Here is a 16,534-nt window from a genome sequence, read left to right as displayed (position 1 = left end):
GCGTTCCGGCTCTGGCTCCGCCGGCTCTACACCCACCCGCGCACCGGAGAGCTCATCGCCATGGACGCCCGCGCCCGGCTCTTCCCGCCCGGCCTCCGCCGCTTCATCCAAACCAGGGACGACACCTGCCGCACCCCCTACTGCGACGCACCGATCCGCCACCTGGACCACATCATCCCCTGGCACGACGGTGGGCCGACCACCACAGACAACGGCGCCGGCCTCTGCGAAGCGTGCAACCACACCAAAGAAACCCCCGGCTGGAAAGCACGCCCCGCACCCCGTCCCCGCCACACCCTTGAACTGACAACACCGACCGGCCACAGGTACTACTCCACATCACCACCACTGCCGGGGACACCGCTTCGCCCATCGGCCACATCGCTCCACCGGCGCAAACTCCGGTACGTCGCCATGGCGCCCAAGCACGCCAGGCTTGGCGCCGCGGCAGCGGCCTGAAACGACCACCTGAAGCTGGTCTGGCTTAGTGCGCTGTGTTGCGGGCCTGAGCAAGGTTGGCGAACGGCAGCCGGCCGTGGAACGCACGAAAATCCTCCTGACAACCTGCTTCCGCTTCGTTCACTAGTTCCGGGGGCAATTCCTTCCAGGCAACCATCAAGGCCTGCGAATCTGCGAGTTGCCACAGAAGCCTGCCACCCCAGTGGCCCGCCGGGACACCGCGTCCGAAGTCCGACATTTCCCGGATCCTCTTACGAAGGCCGCGCTTACCCGTCTTCCCCGCGCCTGCCTTGCCGATATAGAGGACCTCAGCCCCGGCAACCCATTCGGCAGCCAAGGCGGCCTGAGGAAGAGAAGGATCCTTGCCCTTGAAGTGTCCTCCAGCGCTTCCCGCCAGAAACCGGGGCGTAAAGCCCTCCGGCATCAGCACGGCGTAAATACCGGGGGCCTGCGGGATCTCATCCAGCTCGAGTTCCGCGAACGACCGGAAACCGGTAAAGCCAGCGGCGGTGAGCGTCTGCATATCGAAGTCCATGACGCTACTTTCGCAGAAACTCCTCGGCGCACGGCTCACCGACCACGGAATGCGATAACGGGCCTTCTTGGCTTCGGGCTCCGCCGCCCGCTGCAAATCGACCGGCTCGATTCGCAGATCTAGCCCGGGGCTCCCCCCACGCTTCATCGCATCCAGCAGTTCGGCGGCAAAGAAAAGCGCCCGCCCACCTGGGCGGCGGCGGACGTCGGGCCTGCAGGTACCTTCGCGATCTCGCTAAGAGACGGCTCGGACACTTCCATGTCCCGAACAACCCGGAGTCATCAGATGGTTACCTGCAGGCGCTTTAAGCCTACGCCCGCCTCACGGCCGTCACCAGAGGGCCATTGACTCTGGGCAAACCCCCGCGCAGCCCCGGCCGAAGAGGTCCCGGCCGAAACACCCCCTGCCGCGAAAGCGTAGAGTGGAGGAAGCCGCCTGATTCTGGACGCCAAGTGCTGAGGGAGAAATCGTGACGATTGACTGGGACGAAAAGAAGACCCTGCTGCAGGAGCCGAACATCGCCGCGGTGACGCAGCTGTGCGACGAACTCATGGAAAAGAAGCCTGGATCCGTGGTCCCGTACATCGACCCCATCCATGACGAGGACGAATGCCGGATCGTCAGCCTGCATGTCAGCCCCGGCAAGGGCACCGAATCAGGCTTTGTCTCGCACTTCAACGACGATGAAGCCGCCCGCCGCGCCACCTCCATTTATGAGGCCGCAGAGCTGGACCCCCGCTATGTGATGCCGTGGAACGCCTACCCGTGGATCCGCGATCCGGAGGCGTCCTCGGCCCTGAACGTCCAGGAGAAGACGGACGGCCTGCGGCCCTTCCGCCAGTTCCTCAAGATCAACAAGCGCGTCTCGGCCGTTATTGCGCACGGCGCGGACGCCCACTCTTTCCTGACGCTTTTCGAGAAGACCTACCATTCCTCGCTGAAGAACCATGGTGTCAAGATCTACAAGGCCACCGCACTTGGCGGCCGCGCCTTCGCAGTATCTCCGGCCAAGCAGGAAGAGCTGCTCGCCAAAAACGTTGAGGTCTACAAAGACGCCATGCAGCGGGCGGGCATCCAGCACCTCTGAGGCTCCACGCGGCGGCATCCGTCAGCAGCACCTGGCCCAGGCGCAAGCGGAGCCGGCGCCAACGGCATCACGCGGCCAGCAGCCTGCGCCGGTGCTTGAGTTCCTTGACCCAGTCGCGGGTGACCATCGCTGAAAACGGCGAGGCGCCGTCGCCGGTCATGGAGCGGAACGCCGTGCCCGCCTGAAGGTCCGCCAGCAGCGGTTCCGAGGCCCTTAACGCCAGTTCCAGCACCTGGACGGCGGCACGTTCAGTCAGCCCCATCCCCGCGGCCCAGCCCAGGAAATGCTTCCGGGAAATCCCTGTCCGCTTGCCGTCCAGGGTCAGGGCGAGTGTCTTGTCCCCGTAGACGACCGTGGACGGGATGTCGTATACCGGCGCGATTGACCACTCCCCGGCCGGCTGCTGCACCATGGAAACGTTCTTCGCGTGCAGGTCACCGTTGCCCGTCAGCCACGCAAATGCCGCTTGGAGGGCCAGATTCCGCACCGCGGGCAGCGGCGCCGCACAATACGCCGCAAGCGCATGGCACACCTGCCCGTATCCCACGTTGTACTTGTCTGCGGGGTACAGGCCCAGCACCTGGGCACCGTCCTCGACGGCGAGCCGCTGCACCGCCCCCGGCGACCCGGTCACCGCCTTAGGCCCAGGCACACCGGCGACTGGCACACGGTCGAAGCGTTCCACGAGCAACCCGGGCCAGCCGGCGACGTCGCGGATCAGCTGGACCCGGCTCAGCGGGACCCGCAGCCGCGCCGCGTACCGGAACATCGCGAACTCGTTTTCGACGACGTGCGGGAACTCGGGCGCGTTGAGTTTGAGGATGTACCGCCGGCCGGCGCTGGCCACCGGCATGGAGATCATTCCGGCGGACAGCTTGTCCTGCACTCCCGCCAGGGCCACCGGGTCGATCAGCCCGGAGTCGCCCAGCAGGGCCTCGAAATTCACGGGCGTTCCGGGGTCAAGCTCGACGGCGTGCTCGTCCGGGTCGAGCTTCTCGCCGTGGCCAACGATTTGCACGTCACCCACCGGGTTGGCACCGGCGGCGATGAGCAGTGACAGCTCATCGTCCACGCTGGTCTTGATGGAACGGCGCAACGCATTCAGCCGCCGGCCCTCCGGCAGAAGCCCGGTGAAATACGGCGGGGCTGCCCCCGCCGCGGACAGGACGGGTTCCGGAGTTAGCGGCAGGGAGCTCGCGACGGCGGGGCCCCCGGACGCCAGATAGGCCGGCAGGTAGCTGAACCTGGTGCCGCCGTCGTGCCGTTCCAGCCGCGCCGCCAGCACACCGGCCTTATAGATATCCGCGATGCGGTGCCTCATGGCCGGGCTTCCGGGCCGTCCCGCAGCTCTCTGTCGGACCGCAGGCCGGCCACCGGGCCGGCGAGGGCCCGGGCTGCGGCGCTGGTCCGGGTCTGGACCCGGAGTTCCAGCCCCAGCGTGTCCAGGAGCGCCAGCAGGGAGTCCAACTGCACCGAGCGTTTGCCCTGTTCGACGAACCGGACGAAGCGCTCTGAGACTCCGGCCAGTTCGGCCAGCTCACGCTGGCTCAGCCGGAGCGACCCGCGCCGGGCACGGGCTTCGGCAGCGAGTTCGCCCGGAAATGCGTTCCCCATGGCCACCTCCGTTGATCAAGACACGTCCCAGTGACCTGCGCTGCAGACAAACGCGATAGGTACGAACGTGCCGCTTTGCGGTCAATTCCAGTATAGAACGGGCCGAGACGCCTGCACAGGGAAATAACGGCACGTTCGTACCGGCGCCGTGGCTGGCGGGGGCAACTTGCCGGCGATCGAAGGCACCCGCCGTCACAGCCCGGCCGGCGCAGCCCTGCCGCCACAGGTTGGGCGGTTCTGCCGCGCGCGAGCGCGGCGGTTCGCAACGGCCCGTAAGATTTAAGGGACTTAAGCGACGACCAGACCCCACGGAATCCGGAAAGGACTGCACACGATGACGCGCGCTCCCTTCCGGCTGTTCCGCACCGGCCTGATCGGATCCATCATCGTGGCGCTGGCAGCCGGCGGCCACCTGGCCGGCGGCGGACGGCTGCCCGAGCCGGCGATCGTGACCGCGTTATGTGCCGTGGCGATGATCCCCGTGGCCGTCCTGACCCGCGTCCGACTGTCCTTTCCTGCCCTGGCCGGCCTGCTCGGCATAGGGCAACTGTGGCTGCACTGGTCCTTCGGCGCACTGTCCTCAGGGGCGCCCGCGTCCCTCCAGGCGCGGATGGCCGAGGGCCACCCGGGCCACCCGGGCCATCCGGGCCATTCGGCGGCAGCCATGGCCCCGGCGATGCCCGACCCTTCCATGGCGGGTGCCGCGGCCGACATGGGCGGTGCCATGTTCGCCGCACACGCGTTGGCAACGCTCGGCACGGCACTGCTGCTCGCCCACAGCGAGCGTGCCCTGTCCGCACTTGCTTCCTGGCTGCGCCCCCTCGTGCAGCTGCCCCAGTCCTCCGCCGCCATGCCCCTGCGCGTGCCCGGCCCCTGCGCGGTCAGCCTGGTCCTCCCCAAAGCCCGGGTTGGCCTCCGCCTGCCGACCAGGCGCGGCCCGCCGGAACTGTCGCCCGCCGCCTGGCATTAATCCCTTTCACATACGGACGGGGACAGCTGGCGGCCACCCGCTGCTACCGCCGGCCGGACACCCCGCCGGACGGCCCCCACCGAAGATCCGTCAGTGAAAGGCACCCTTGCCATGAAATCCTCCCTTCGCCGTACCCTCAAGACCGCCGCTGCCGCTACGATGACCGCCGGCCTGCTCGCCGCCGGCGCAGCAGCGTCCTCCGCCCACGTCCACGTCGACACCGATGATCCGGCCGCGGGCGGCTACAGCCACCTGACGTTCAATGTCCCCAACGAGTCCGAGTCGGCCAAGACCAGCAAACTCGAAGTCACGCTGCCCACGGACACCCCGTTCACCTCGGTGTCGGTGAAGCCCGTCGAGGGCTGGAAGGCCGTCATCACCACGAGCGAGCTGCCGAAGCCGATCACGATCGCCGGCGCCACGGTCACCAAGGCCCCGAGTTCCGTGGTCTGGACCGCTGACGAGGCCCACCAGATCGGACCGAACGAGTACCAGGCATTCTCACTGTCCGTCGGCGTCATGCCGGAGGCGGGAACCACGGTGACGCTGCCGACGGCCCAGACCTACACCGATGGGACCGTCGTGAAGTGGGACGAGAAGACGCTCGAGGGACAGGCCGAACCCGAGCACCCGGCACCCTCCTTCGTGACGACGGCCAAGGACGCCGACGCCCACGGCGCGGCCGTCCCCGCCGCAGCCACGACGGCGGCACCCTCGGCGGCGCCGGCAGCGGCAGCGAGCACGACCAGTGACGGCGGATCCGCCGCCGGCTGGATCGGGCTGGCCGCAGGACTGATCGGACTGGCCGCGGGCGTCACGGCACTGGTCCGCACCCGCCCGTCCAAGGTCCAGTAATCCCGGCAAATAGCCCGGATACAAACCCAGGCAAGTAGCCCGCCGCCGGATCTCCGGCCCGAGCGGCGACGGCGGCCCCGGATCCCCGGGGCCGCCGTCATACTTGACACCCCGGTGTGATCTCTGCCATGTTTTAAAGCGTGAACCTGTCAGACAGCCGGACAGCAGGACAGCCTTTGGCTCGCCTCAGCGCCGCCGAAGCCGTTTTCAACGTCCTCCGCGCCGAAATCGAATCCGGCAAGCTCGGCGTCGGCGCCAAGCTGAACTCCGAGGCCACCCTTGCGCAGCAGTACGGCGTGAGCCGCTCCGTGGTCCGCGAGGCCTTGCGCTCCTGCACCGCCCTTGGCCTGACGGTCACCAAGACCGGGCGGGGCACGTTCGTCGTAGCCAACCGCGTGGCCAAGGACCTGGTCCTGGGCCAATACTCGGCCCTCGACCTCACGGAGGCACGCCCCCATATCGAGGTTCCTGCCGCCGGGCTGGCAGCAGAACGCCGTTCGGCCGAGGAGCTGGCAACGCTGCGCGACATCGTAGCCGCCATGAGCGGTGAGGACGACCCCGAAGTGTGGGTGGGCCTGGATTCCAGCTTCCACGCGTTGATCGCACGGGCCAGCCGGAACAAGGTCTTCGAGAACGTCGTCGCCGACATCCGGGACGCCCTCGCCCACCAGTCCGAGACCCTGAACATGGTGGCGGACCGCCAGCACGCGTCGAACGAGGAGCACCGGCGCATCCTGGCGGCGATCGAAGCCGGCGACGCGGCGACGGCCCGCATCGCCATGAGCCAGCATCTGCACGCCGTTGGCATTGCCCTCGACTCGATCCTCAACGCCTGACGTCAGGCACCTGGTGCCGCGAGCAATGCCGTCAGCAATTGGTCAGCACCAACGAAGCCAGCACCAACAGAGTGACCAGCCACCACAGCCGCATCGATCTCCACCGACAAAGGACGCAATGACTTCCCCTGCTCTCGCCAACACCCCGACCCCGCTGGCCCCGGAGCGGCTGCCGCAGCACGTCCCGCTGGCGGTCCAGACCCGGGACGGTCTGGTCGAGAGTGTCCACTACGGCTCGGTCATCGCCACCGCAGCGGACGGCCAGATCCTTCTGACTGCCGGGGAGCCCCTCGCCCCGTTCTACCCGCGGTCCGCCCTGAAGCCCCTGCAGGCCGTCGCCATGGTCCGCGCCGGGCTGGACCTCCCGGACGAACTCCTCGCCCTCGCCGCCGCCAGCCATTCCGGCGCAGCCAGCCACCGCGACGGCGCCAGGCGCATCCTGAACCTGCACGGCCTGACGCCCGCGGACCTCGAGAACAGCACCGACCTCCCCTACGGCGCCCGTGAGCGCGAAGACTGGCTCGGCGGCGGCGGCCAGGCCACCCAACTGACCCAGAACTGTTCCGGAAAGCATGCCGCCATGGCGGCCACCTGCGTCATCAACGGCTGGCCGGTCCAGGGCTACCTGGACCCGGGGCACCCGCTGCAGCAGCTGGTGGCCCGGACCGTGGCGGACCTGACCGGCGAGGTCCCCCAGCGCACCACCACTGACGGCTGCGGCACCCCGCTCTTCGCGCTCACGCTGCGCGGAATGGCCCGCGCCTTCGGTCAGCTGGCAGCGGCTGCCGCGGGCGGATCCGGCGAAGCGGAAGCCGCCGTCGGCCGCGCCATGCGCCGCCACCCCGAGATGGTTGCGGGCGAGGACCGGGACGTCACCGCGCTGATGCGCCTGGTCCCCGGCCTGCTTGCCAAGGACGGCTTCGAGGGCGTCCAGCTGGTGGGCCTCCCGGACGGCCGCGCCCTCGCCGGGAAGGTCTCTGACGGCGGAGACCGCGCCCGGATGCCCGTCACCGTCCGGGTCCTGGCCGCGCTCGGCGTCGACACCTCGCCCTTGGCGCGCCTCGCCGCTACCCCTGTGCTGGGCGGCGGCCGGCCCGTCGGGCTGCTGCAGGCCACCGATTTCCTCGCTGCCCCCAAGATTTCCCACGCCTCCGACGACCTTTAAGGACCGCCATGACCTCGCTCGACGAACGCGCCGAATTCCGCTCCGAACACGACCTCCTGGGCGACCGGGATGTTCCCGCCGACGCCTACTGGGGCGTCCACACCCTACGGGCCGTGGAGAACTTTCCCATCACCGGCCAGCCGCTGTCCTCCAACATGTACCTGGTCCGCGGGCTGGCCGCCGTGAAACTCGCCGCCGCCCGCACCAACCACGAGCTCGGACTGCTCGACGCCGGGCGTGCCGCCGCCATCGGGGAAGCCTGCACCGAGGTCATGAACGGCAAGCTCAGCGAGCAGTTCGTCGTCGACGTCATCCAGGGCGGCGCCGGGACCTCCTCGAACATGAACGCCAACGAGGTCATCGCCAACCGGGCCCTGGAAATCCTCGGGCACCCGAAGGGCGACTACGCCCGGCTGCACCCCAACGACCACGTCAACCTCAGCCAGTCCACCAATGACGTCTACCCCACAGCGGTCAAGCTCGGCACGATCTTCGCGGCCCGGGAACTGCTCCAGGCCCTCACCGAACTCGAAGAAGCCTTCGCCGCCAAAGCTCTCGAGTTCCGCACGGTGGTGAAGATGGGCCGCACCCAGCTCCAGGACGCCGTCCCCATGACGCTCGGTCAGGAATTCGGCACCTACGCCGTCACGATCGGCGAGGACCGGCTCCGCCTGGCCGAGGCCGACCTGCTGATCCACGAAATCAACCTCGGCGCCACCGCGATCGGCACGGGCCTCAACGCCCCCGCCGGGTACGCCGAGGCCGCCTGCCGGCACCTGGCCGAGATCACGGGCCTGCCGCTGATCACCGCAGTGGACCTGATCGAGGCCACGCAGGACGTCGGCGCCTTCGTGCACCTCTCCGGCGTGCTCAAGCGCGTCGCCGTGAAACTCTCCAAGATCTGCAACGACCTCCGGCTGCTCTCCTCCGGCCCGCGGGCCGGCTTCGGCGAGATCAACCTCCCCGCGGTGCAGTCCGGCTCCTCGATCATGCCCGGCAAGATCAACCCGGTCATCCCGGAAGTGGTCAGCCAGGTGGCCTACGAGGTGATCGGCAACGACGTCACCATCACCATGGCCGCCGAGGCCGGCCAGCTCCAGCTCAACGCCTTCGAACCCATCATCGTCCACAGCCTCCACAAGAGCATCTCCCACCTGGAAGCCGCGTGCCGCACCCTCACGGCCCGCTGCGTCCGGGGCATCACCGCCAACACCGAACACCTCCGCCTCACCGTGGAACAATCCATCGGCCTCGTCACCGCCCTGAACCCGCAACTCGGCTACGCCACGGCCACGGCCATCGCCCAGGAAGCCCTCGCCACCGGCAAAGGCGTCGCGGAACTCGTGCTCGAACACGGCCTGCTCACCGCCGAGCAGCTCGCCAGCCTCCTCAGCCCGCAACGCCTGGCCAACCTGAGCAAGTAGCGCACCTCCGAACCCCGAAGGACCCCCATGACTTCTCCTGACACTGCCCGCGCCCAAAATCAGCCCGCCGAACAACTGCAGTCCCAGTTGCAGACGGTCTCCGACCACACCATTCCGGCACACGCCCACGCCTCGGAGGCCGCGCTCCACGCCGAAGACCAGGGCTATCACAAGGGCCTGAAACCCCGGCAGGTCCAGATGATCGCGATCGGCGGCGCCATCGGCACCGGCCTGTTCATGGGTGCCGGCGGCCGGCTCGCCACCGCGGGACCGGCCCTGATCATCAGCTATGCCGTCTGCGGGTTCTTCGCCTTCATGATCCTGCGCGCTCTCGGCGAACTCGTGATGCACCGGCCGTCTTCGGGCTCCTTCGTCTCCTACGCCCGCGAATTCTTCGGCGAGAAGGCCGCATTCGTCACCGGCTGGCTGTATTGGCTGAACTGGGCCATGACCGCGATTGTGGACATCACCGCCGTCGCGCTGTACATGAACTTCTTCAAGAAGTACTGGGCGCCAATCGCGGACGTGCCGCAGTGGGTGTGGGCGCTGGCCGCCCTGATCCTGGTCCTGGGCCTGAACCTGATCAGCGTGAAGGTGTTCGGCGAGCTGGAATTCTGGTTCGCGCTCATCAAGGTCGTGGCGCTCGTGTCCTTCCTGCTCGTCGGCATCTATTTCGTCATCTTCGGCACGCCCGTGGCCGGCCAGGAGGTCGGTTTCAGCCTCATCGCGGACAACGGCGGCATGTTCCCCAACGGCCTCCTGCCGGCCATCGTGGTGATGCAGGGCGTCGTGTTCGCCTACGCCTCGATCGAACTGATCGGCACCGCCGCCGGCGAGACCGAAAACCCCGAGAAGATCATGCCGCGGGCCATCAACACGGTGATCGTGCGCATCGCGGTGTTCTACGTCGGCTCGCTCGTGCTGCTCTCCCTGTTGCTGCCCTACAGCTCCTACAAGGCCGGCGAAAGCCCCTTCGTGACGTTCTTCGGCTCCATCGGGGTGGACGGCGTGGACGCCATCATGAACCTCGTGGTCCTCACCGCGGCGCTGTCCTCGCTCAACGCGGGCCTCTACTCCACCGGACGGATCATGCGTTCGATGTCCATTTCCGGTTCAGCACCGAAATTCGCGGCCCGGATGAACAAGTCCGGCGTCCCCTACGGCGGCATCGCCCTCACGGCCGCCGTGGCCGTCCTGGGCGTGATCCTGAACGCCTTGGTGCCGGCCGAGGCCTTCGAGATCGTCCTGAACGTCGCATCGCTGGGCATCATCAGCACGTGGGCCATGATCGTCCTGTGCCAGATGCAGCTGGCCCGTCTCGCAGCCCGCGGGGAACTGCTTCGGCCCGCGTTCCGCATGCCGGGCGCACCCGTGACGGGCTGGGTCACCCTGGCCTTTCTCCTGGCGGTGCTGGTCCTCATGGCATTCGATTCGCCCGTAGGAACGTGGACCATCGCCTCCCTCGTGGTCATCGTCCCGCTCCTGATGCTCGGCTGGCGCCTCTGCCGGCACCGCATCCTGGAAATCGCCGCCTCCGCGTAACGCAACGTCCCCGCAACCTCTCGTGCACGCGGTTCGCATATGCTCAGCGGAAGACTCAACATGGCTCAGCGACGAACCACCCGGGAGACAGCTCATGACCAATTGGCGAATCAGGGATTTCCATTCGGCCGACCTCGACGGCATCCTGCACCTCTGGGAGTCGCTCAAAGAATCAAATGTCGAGCCCGTCTACGCGCTCTCGGAGGTCCTGGCCTCGTGCGAGAAGGACCACGCCGTCGTCGCGGTGCAGGGCGAACAGGTGGTGGGCGCCGCCGTCGGACGGGCCGCCCATGACCAGGGCTGGATCGTTTTCCTGGCCACGTTGCCCGAATTCCGGGGCCGCGGGATCGGCACCTCGTTGCTGGCCGCGGTCGAGAACCGCATGGCACCGCACGGGCTAAATAAACTTTCGGCCCTGATGCCGGAATCCGAAACCCGGGTGGAGGCGTTCCTGGGCCGCGGCTTCGCGCTGAAGAAGAACCTGCGCTACTTCGAACGGAAAATCCCGGTCCAGCGCCAGGAACTGGAACCCCTGAGCCTGCTGGGCGGCCGCATCCTGGCCCGTGACCTGTGGGAGAACGTGGCCGGCATGCGCCTCGAAAAGGAGCTTCTGGAACGCCGGCTGGTCCTTCCGCTCGCCGAGGCTGACCTCGCCGACGAGTACGGTGTGGTGCCGCCGCGGGCCGTCGTCCTCTTTGGCCCGCCCGGAACCGGCAAGACGACCTTTGCCAAGGCGATCGCGTCCCGGCTCGAATGGCCGTTTGTGGAGGTCTTCCCCTCCCGGCTGGCCGCCGATCCGAAGGGACTGGCCGGGGCGCTGCGCGAGACGTTCCTGGAAATCGCCGAACTGGAGCACGCTGTGGTCTTCATCGACGAGGTCGAGGAGATCGCCGCGCAACGCTCGGGCGAACCGCCCTCTCCCCTGCAGGGCGTCACGAACGAGCTCCTGAAGATCATCCCCGCCTTCCGCGAACAGCCCGGCCGGCTCCTGGTCTGCGCCACCAACTTCATCCGCGCCCTGGATTCGGCGTTCCTGCGCCATGGCCGGTTCGATTACGTCATCCCGATCGGCCTGCCGGACCGGCAGGCCCGCGAGGCCATGTGGCAGCGCTTCATCCCCGTTGCCGTCGTGGACGACGTCGACGTCGAGCTCCTGGTGGACCGCACCGAGGGCTTCTCCCCCGCGGACATTGAGTATGCGGCCCGCAGCGCCTCCCAGCGGGCGCTGGAAAAGGCGGTGTACGACGACGGCGGCACTGCGTCCAGCGGCAGCGCCTCAGTTCGCGAGGCGGTCCGGAAGGGTCCCTCCACCCAGGACTACCTCGATGCGATCGGCGACACCCGGACCACGGTCAGCGCCGAAGTGCACCAGCAGTTCCTCGAGGACATCGACGCCCTGGGCCGGGTGTAGCAAAGCAACACGGGGTCAGATATGGCCCATGTTGGGGCCTTGGATGGGCGCTAAGTGACCCCGCGTTGCAGTCAATGAGCGGAGGGGGCGGCGTGATCCTGTTTCTCACAATTGTGAGCGGCCTGGCTTGGACCGTGGTCTACGTCGATGCCATCCGGATCGGATTCAAGGACCGGAGCTACGCGATCCCGGCCGCCGCGCTGGCCCTGAATATCGCCTGGGAGGCCATCTACGCCACGCGCTCCATCGTGACGGGAATCACCGCCCAGGGGGTCTTCAATATCGCGTGGGGACTGGCCGACGTCGTGATTGTGTACACCTTCCTGAAGTTCGGCCGTTCCGAGCTGCCGGGCTGGGTGACGCGGCGACTGTTCATCGGCTGGGCGCTTCTGCTCGGTGTCACGTCCTTCGCGGTGCAGCTGCTGTTCGTCGTCCAGTTCGGCTGGGACGACGCTGCCCGCTATTCGGCGTTCCTGCAGAACCTGCTGATGTCCGGGTTGTTCATCGCCATGTTCGCCGCCCGTGGCGGCTCACGCGGTCAGACCCTGCTGATCGCCGTGGCCAAGTGGATCGGCACACTCGCGCCTACGATCGCTCTGGGCTGGTACGGCAACTCACCCCTCATCCTGGGCGTGGGGATGCTCTGCAGCGTCTTTGACCTGGTGTACATCGGCCTGCTGTGGCGGGCCCGGCAGCCGGGAGCCACTAGAGGGTGACGACGATCTTGCCCTTGGCGTGGCCCTGTTCGAGCGCGGCGAAGGCTTCCGCAATTTCCGCGAACGGGTAGGTGCGGTCCATGACCGGCTGCACGTGGCCGGCGTCGACGAGGGCCGCCAGCGTGCGCAGATCATCCCCGCCGGGGTGCATGAACAGGTAGCGGTAGCTGGCTTTCGCCTTGCGGGCGCGGCGGCGGAGGCCAATGCTCATGAGCCAGAACGCGGCGGTGATCATCGGCGGGGAGCCCAGGTCTTTCGTCGCGGTGAGCGGCTCGGGAACGCCGGCGATGGATACCACCCGGCCGCCGGGCCTAAGAATGCGGAAGGAATCCCTGAGTGCCACGCCGCCGACCAGGTCCAAGACCGCATCGAACCCGTGCAGCACCGCGGCGAAGTCCTCCCGGTGGTAGTCGACGACGGCGTCCGCCCCCAGCCGGCGCACCAGCGCCTCGCCGCGGGCCGATGCCGTGGTGGTGACCTGGGCCCCGAAATACCTGGCGAGCTGGATGGCCAACGTTCCCACCCCGCCGGCGCCGCCGGAGATGAAGAGCCGGGTGCCGCGGCCCACGCCGAGTTCATCGCGGAGCGCCTGCAGCGCCGTGAGTCCGGCCAGCGGCAGTCCCGCGGCTTCGGCGAATCCGAGCGACGCCGGCATGGCGGCCACCAATTCCTGCTGCACGCACACCAGTTCGGCGAACGCTCCAAGCCTGGCCTTGTCCACCCGGGCGTAGACGCGGTCGCCGATGGAAAACCGGTTGGGCCCAGGTCCGATTGCCTCCACCGTCCCGGCGAGTTCGCAGCCGGCAACGATCGGCAGGCGGACATGGCTGATGGGACGGAGCGCGCCCCGGCGGAATTTGAAGTCCACCGGGTTCAGCCCGGCCGCGGCGACCTTGATCCGCACGTCACCCGGGCCGGGCTGGGGAGCCGGAACGTCCCGGAGTTCCATGGCATCCGGGCCGCCGTAGCGCGTGAGGACGTAGGCACGCATGTTTAGTTCCGCGCGGACCCGGTTTCGCCGGGCGCAGCCGCCGCGCCTCCTGCTGCCGCGTCTGCTGCCGCGTCTACAGCCGTGTCCGCTGCCGCGTCTGCAGCCGTGTCTGCTTCCGGGGCGTCGTAGGAGAGGAACTCGTAGTCCGTGTCGTCCGCCTCGTCGAGCATGTCGTCGAGTTCGTTCAACAGCCAGGGATTGATCCGGGCCAGGATTTTCCGGGTTTCCTCGACAGGGACGGCGGCGTAGAGCACCGGGCGGGCGTCGTCGTAACGGGTGACCGGGGGCTTGTCCGGCCACTTTTCGGCCAGCGCCTTGACCCGTTCGGGCAGCGAATTGTGCGCGTTGTCGGCAATCTTCACGAGCGTGGCGTCGTGGTCCTCGGCGATGTACCGGATGCCGGCCTGGTAGTCGTCGGGGTTCTCATGCAGGCGTTTCGTGACCCGTTCGATGATGTTCGCGGCACGTTCGGAGACACCCATGTCCAACAGCGCCTGCCGCGTCATGGGGGTGTCCTCGGCGATGTCGTGGAGGTATCCGGCGATCCGGATGTCGTCGTCGAAATCCGCCAGGGCGTCCCCGACGGCGAGCACGTGCTCCCGGTATGGCCGCTTGAGCTTGTCCTTCTGGCGGTTGTGGGCCACCTCGGCCAGGACCTTGGCTGTCTCGACAGTGAAGCGGGGCTGAGGGTGTGCGGGCTCGGTCATGAATCCAGCCTACGCGCCGCGGCTGTCCGTCCCCGCCCGTATGCCGGTTCCCGAATGCGCTCCCGGCACCCCGGGCCACACCCAGGGTTCGCGCGGCAGGGTGGCCGGGTTAAAGGCGGCCAGCACCTCTTCGAGTCGACCCGGCGGGAGGCCGAGGGAGGCCAGCAGCGTGTCCCGGACCTGGTCCGCGCCCACCCCGGCCAGCGCCAGGTCGGCGAGCGTGACGGCGCCATCGCGCTTGGCCAGCCGGGCGCCGTCGGCGTTCAGTATCAGCGGCACATGCGCATATTCCGGAACAGGCATATTGAGCAGTGACGCCAGATATGCCTGCCGGGGCGTGGACGGCAGCAGGTCGTCCCCGCGGACCACTTGGTCGATGCCCTGCGCGGCATCGTCCACCACCACGGCCAGGTTGTAGGCGGTCACGCCGTCGTTGCGCCGGAGCACGAAGTCGTCGACCACCCCGGTGTAACTGCCGTGGAGCACGTCCCGCACCGTCACCTCGGCCACGGTGGAGCGGAGCCGGACAGCCGGCGGCCGGGCGGCCCGCTTGGCCTCGCGCTCGGCGCCGCTGAGGTTCCGGCAGGTTCCCGGGTAGGCGCCCAGCGGAGCGTGCGGCGCGGAGGGGGCTTCCTGGATTTCGCGGCGGGTACAGAAGCACTCATACGTCAGGCCGGCCGCCGTCAGCTCCGCGATCGCACCGGCATACAGGTGCTCCCGGTCCGTCTGGCGCACGACGCCGCCGTCCCAGCTCACGCCGACCGCCGCAAGGTCACGGAGTTGCCCGGCCTCGGCGCCGGCCCGGGCACGGTCCAGGTCTTCCACCCGCAGCAGGAACCGCCGGCCCCCGGACCGGGCGAAAAGCCACGCCAGGATGGCCGTCCGGAGATTGCCCACGTGCAGTTCGCCGGAGGGACTGGGGGCAAAACGGCCAGCTGAGGTCATGTGACTAGCCTATGCGGAGCAGCACAAGAGCCCCTCAGCTACCGATGACTTCGGAAATCCGACGTCGGTGGCTCAGGGGCTCTTGCCGCGGGTGCGTTGTGCGGAGTGACGATGCGTGAACAAGAGTCAATCAGCGGCTGGTTCCTTGCGGGAGCCTCGTCCGGGGTCCGGGTGGTGTGCCGGGATGTCCGTAGCCTTCGGGATCGTGGCGGTGGCCCCGTCCCCTTGTTGTCACCATTTGAGCAGAAGACCTACAGTTGGTGCAATGGACCGGCGCCGGAGTAGCCAATCTGATCAACTACAGCCGGGACAGTGAACAGGAAGTGGTCATTTTGCAGGAGCTCGACGCGACGGACCGGCGGATCCTCGCCGCACTGGACGACGATCCCCGCGTACCGGTCATGGTTCTGGCGCAGAAGCTGGGCTTGGCCCGCGGCACCGTCCAGTCCCGCCTGGAGCGGATGTCGGCGTCGGGCGCGCTCCGCCCGAACAGCAGCCGGGTGCTGCCGTCCGCCCTGGGCCGGGGCGTGGCGGCCGCGGTCAGCGCGGAACTGGACCAGAGCCACCTCAACGAAGCGATCGCCGCCCTGCGCAATATCCCGGAAGTGCTCGAATGCCACGCGCCGGCCGGCGACACCGACCTCCTGATCCGGGTGGTGGCCAAGAGCCCGGACGATCTCTACCGCGTGTCCGAGGAAATCCGGCTGTGCCCCGGAATCGTCCGGACCTCAACGAGCATGTTCCTGCGCGAGGTCATTCCCTACCGGACCACGGGGCTGCTCGGCGCCTGAGCCGGCGGCCTCGTTTAGACCGGCGGGCCGGCGTTGGCCTTCAGGTTCTTCATGACCAGCGTTGACGTCAGGCGCTCGACGCCCGGCAGCGAGGTCAGTTCGCTGTCGTAGAAGCGCTGGTAGGACGGCAGGTCCTCCGCGATGACCTTGAGCAGGTAATCCGGCGACCCGAAGAGCCGCTGGGCCTCGACGATGTTGGGATTGCCGGCCACCCGGCTTTCGAAGATCTCCATGGTGGAGCGGTCCACCTGCCGCAGGGTCACGAACACGATCGCCTCGAAACCGAGCCCCACAGCAGCCGGATCAATGTCCGCCCGGTAGCCCCGGATGATCCCGGCGGCCTCCAGATCCCGCAGCCGGCGATGGCACGGGGCCACGGTCAGTCCCACCTTGGCCGCCAGGGCCGTGGCAGTCATCCGGCCATCCGACTTGAGGTAACGCAAAATACTTCTGTCAATAGCGTCAATCACGCAATTATCTTACCCA

Annotated in this window: 17 protein-coding genes and 1 pseudogene; 11 read left to right on the top strand and 7 right to left on the bottom strand. The window is 68.0% G+C overall.

Annotation, left to right across the window (positions count from 1 at the left end; translation table 11 throughout):
* A partial coding sequence (locus AC1DXI_RS19745; protein ID WP_476940004.1) for an HNH endonuclease occupies positions 1–459 on the top strand: 459 nt, incomplete at its 5' end.
* Positions 460–484: 25 nt separating this feature from the next.
* Here the strand turns inward: AC1DXI_RS19745 and AC1DXI_RS19740 are convergent.
* Complete coding sequence (locus AC1DXI_RS19740; RefSeq protein WP_476940003.1) at positions 485–994, bottom strand: hypothetical protein; 510 nt, start codon at positions 992–994, stop codon at positions 485–487.
* A 469-nt stretch (positions 995–1,463) separates the two neighbouring features.
* Here AC1DXI_RS19740 and AC1DXI_RS19735 point away from each other — a divergent pair, with 469 nt between their 5' ends.
* Positions 1,464–2,081 (top strand): uracil-DNA glycosylase family protein, encoded by a 618-nt coding sequence (locus AC1DXI_RS19735; RefSeq protein WP_018776064.1) that lies wholly within the window; start codon positions 1,464–1,466, stop codon positions 2,079–2,081.
* A gap of 67 nt (positions 2,082–2,148) precedes the next feature.
* On the opposite strand, the gene AC1DXI_RS19730 is transcribed toward AC1DXI_RS19735, so the two are convergent.
* Together AC1DXI_RS19730 and AC1DXI_RS19725 are read right to left on the bottom strand one after the other, a co-directional pair.
* Complete coding sequence (locus tag AC1DXI_RS19730; RefSeq protein ID WP_476940002.1) at positions 2,149–3,402, bottom strand: type II toxin-antitoxin system HipA family toxin; 1,254 nt, start codon at positions 3,400–3,402, stop codon at positions 2,149–2,151.
* Positions 3,399–3,695 carry a type II toxin-antitoxin system Y4mF family antitoxin gene (locus tag AC1DXI_RS19725; RefSeq protein WP_476940001.1) on the bottom strand — a complete coding sequence of 99 codons (297 nt, stop codon included), beginning with the start codon at positions 3,693–3,695 and terminating at the stop codon, positions 3,399–3,401. The genes AC1DXI_RS19730 and AC1DXI_RS19725 overlap by 4 nt, the downstream gene beginning before the upstream one ends.
* Positions 3,696–4,029: 334 nt before the next feature.
* On the opposite strand from AC1DXI_RS19725, the gene AC1DXI_RS19720 reads away from it, so the two are divergent.
* The 8 genes from AC1DXI_RS19720 (at position 4,030) to AC1DXI_RS19685 (ending at position 12,614) form a co-directional block, all read left to right on the top strand.
* The gene (locus AC1DXI_RS19720) at positions 4,030–4,665 is read left to right on the top strand and encodes a hypothetical protein (protein ID WP_476940000.1); all 636 of its coding nucleotides are present in this window, start codon (positions 4,030–4,032) and stop codon (positions 4,663–4,665) included.
* A gap of 111 nt (positions 4,666–4,776) precedes the next feature.
* A complete protein-coding gene (locus AC1DXI_RS19715) occupies positions 4,777–5,520 on the top strand; it encodes a YcnI family copper-binding membrane protein (protein WP_476939999.1) in 744 nt (247 codons plus the stop codon).
* A gap of 140 nt (positions 5,521–5,660) precedes the next feature.
* The gene (locus tag AC1DXI_RS19710) at positions 5,661–6,356 is read left to right on the top strand and encodes a FadR/GntR family transcriptional regulator (protein WP_476939998.1); all 696 of its coding nucleotides are present in this window, start codon (positions 5,661–5,663) and stop codon (positions 6,354–6,356) included.
* A gap of 118 nt (positions 6,357–6,474) precedes the next feature.
* Positions 6,475–7,521 (top strand): asparaginase, encoded by a 1,047-nt coding sequence (locus AC1DXI_RS19705; protein WP_476939997.1) that lies wholly within the window; start codon positions 6,475–6,477, stop codon positions 7,519–7,521.
* 8 nt (positions 7,522–7,529) lie between these two features.
* Positions 7,530–8,945 carry an aspartate ammonia-lyase gene (locus AC1DXI_RS19700; protein WP_476939996.1) on the top strand — a complete coding sequence of 472 codons (1,416 nt, stop codon included), beginning with the start codon at positions 7,530–7,532 and terminating at the stop codon, positions 8,943–8,945.
* Positions 8,946–8,972: 27 nt separating this feature from the next.
* Entirely contained in the window at positions 8,973–10,487 is a 1,515-nt protein-coding gene (locus AC1DXI_RS19695; RefSeq protein ID WP_476939995.1) for an amino acid permease, read from the top strand.
* A 94-nt stretch (positions 10,488–10,581) separates the two neighbouring features.
* On the top strand, positions 10,582–11,898 hold the full coding sequence (locus AC1DXI_RS19690; protein ID WP_476939994.1) for an ATP-binding protein: 1,317 nt from the start codon (positions 10,582–10,584) through the stop codon (positions 11,896–11,898).
* Positions 11,899–11,990: 92 nt separating this feature from the next.
* Entirely contained in the window at positions 11,991–12,614 is a 624-nt protein-coding gene (locus AC1DXI_RS19685; RefSeq protein ID WP_476939993.1) for a transmembrane-type terpene cyclase, read from the top strand.
* Here the strand turns inward: AC1DXI_RS19685 and AC1DXI_RS19680 are convergent.
* The 3 genes and pseudogenes from AC1DXI_RS19680 to gluQRS all read right to left on the bottom strand — a co-directional run bounded on the left by AC1DXI_RS19680 (position 12,604) and on the right by gluQRS (position 15,257).
* The gene (locus AC1DXI_RS19680; RefSeq protein WP_476939992.1) at positions 12,604–13,605 is read right to left on the bottom strand and encodes an NADP-dependent oxidoreductase; all 1,002 of its coding nucleotides are present in this window, start codon (positions 13,603–13,605) and stop codon (positions 12,604–12,606) included. The two genes, AC1DXI_RS19685 and AC1DXI_RS19680, sit on opposite strands and share 11 nt — an antisense overlap.
* A gap of 119 nt (positions 13,606–13,724) precedes the next feature.
* A pseudogene (locus tag AC1DXI_RS19675) lies at positions 13,725–14,312 on the bottom strand (HD domain-containing protein); the annotation flags it as partial.
* Positions 14,313–14,321: 9 nt separating this feature from the next.
* Positions 14,322–15,257 carry a tRNA glutamyl-Q(34) synthetase GluQRS gene (gene gluQRS, locus AC1DXI_RS19670; RefSeq protein ID WP_476939991.1) on the bottom strand — a complete coding sequence of 312 codons (936 nt, stop codon included), beginning with the start codon at positions 15,255–15,257 and terminating at the stop codon, positions 14,322–14,324.
* 332 nt (positions 15,258–15,589) lie between these two features.
* Here gluQRS and AC1DXI_RS19665 point away from each other — a divergent pair, with 332 nt between their 5' ends.
* Complete coding sequence (locus AC1DXI_RS19665) at positions 15,590–16,048, top strand: Lrp/AsnC family transcriptional regulator (protein ID WP_026266767.1); 459 nt, start codon at positions 15,590–15,592, stop codon at positions 16,046–16,048.
* Positions 16,049–16,062: 14 nt separating this feature from the next.
* On the opposite strand, the gene AC1DXI_RS19660 is transcribed toward AC1DXI_RS19665, so the two are convergent.
* Positions 16,063–16,518, bottom strand: coding sequence for an Lrp/AsnC family transcriptional regulator (locus AC1DXI_RS19660; RefSeq protein WP_079555658.1), 456 nt, complete (start codon positions 16,516–16,518; stop codon positions 16,063–16,065).
* Positions 16,519–16,534 lie beyond the last annotated feature (16 nt).

The sequence above is a fragment of the Arthrobacter sp. P1_H7 genome, from assembly GCF_056405215.1.
The sequence above is the reverse complement of the archived record's forward strand: the minus strand, read 5'-3'. Positions and strand labels throughout refer to the sequence as shown.

Bases quoted from the DNA above. Each gene is read 5' to 3' on its own strand.
- AC1DXI_RS19740 (WP_476940003.1), bottom strand. From the start codon at position 994: ATGGACTTCGATATGCAGACGCTCACCGCCGCTGGCTTTACCGGTTTC.
- AC1DXI_RS19730 (WP_476940002.1), bottom strand. From the start codon at position 3,402: ATGAGGCACCGCATCGCGGATATCTATAAGGCCGGTGTGCTGGCGGCG.
- AC1DXI_RS19725 (WP_476940001.1), bottom strand. From the start codon at position 3,695: ATGGGGAACGCATTTCCGGGCGAACTCGCTGCCGAAGCCCGTGCCCGG.
- AC1DXI_RS19720 (WP_476940000.1), top strand. From the start codon at position 4,030: ATGACGCGCGCTCCCTTCCGGCTGTTCCGCACCGGCCTGATCGGATCC.
- AC1DXI_RS19715 (WP_476939999.1), top strand. From the start codon at position 4,777: ATGAAATCCTCCCTTCGCCGTACCCTCAAGACCGCCGCTGCCGCTACG.
- AC1DXI_RS19705 (WP_476939997.1), top strand. From the start codon at position 6,475: ATGACTTCCCCTGCTCTCGCCAACACCCCGACCCCGCTGGCCCCGGAG.
- AC1DXI_RS19700 (WP_476939996.1), top strand. From the start codon at position 7,530: ATGACCTCGCTCGACGAACGCGCCGAATTCCGCTCCGAACACGACCTC.
- AC1DXI_RS19695 (WP_476939995.1), top strand. From the start codon at position 8,973: ATGACTTCTCCTGACACTGCCCGCGCCCAAAATCAGCCCGCCGAACAA.
- AC1DXI_RS19690 (WP_476939994.1), top strand. From the start codon at position 10,582: ATGACCAATTGGCGAATCAGGGATTTCCATTCGGCCGACCTCGACGGC.
- AC1DXI_RS19680 (WP_476939992.1), bottom strand. From the start codon at position 13,605: ATGCGTGCCTACGTCCTCACGCGCTACGGCGGCCCGGATGCCATGGAA.
- gluQRS (WP_476939991.1), bottom strand. From the start codon at position 15,257: ATGACCTCAGCTGGCCGTTTTGCCCCCAGTCCCTCCGGCGAACTGCAC.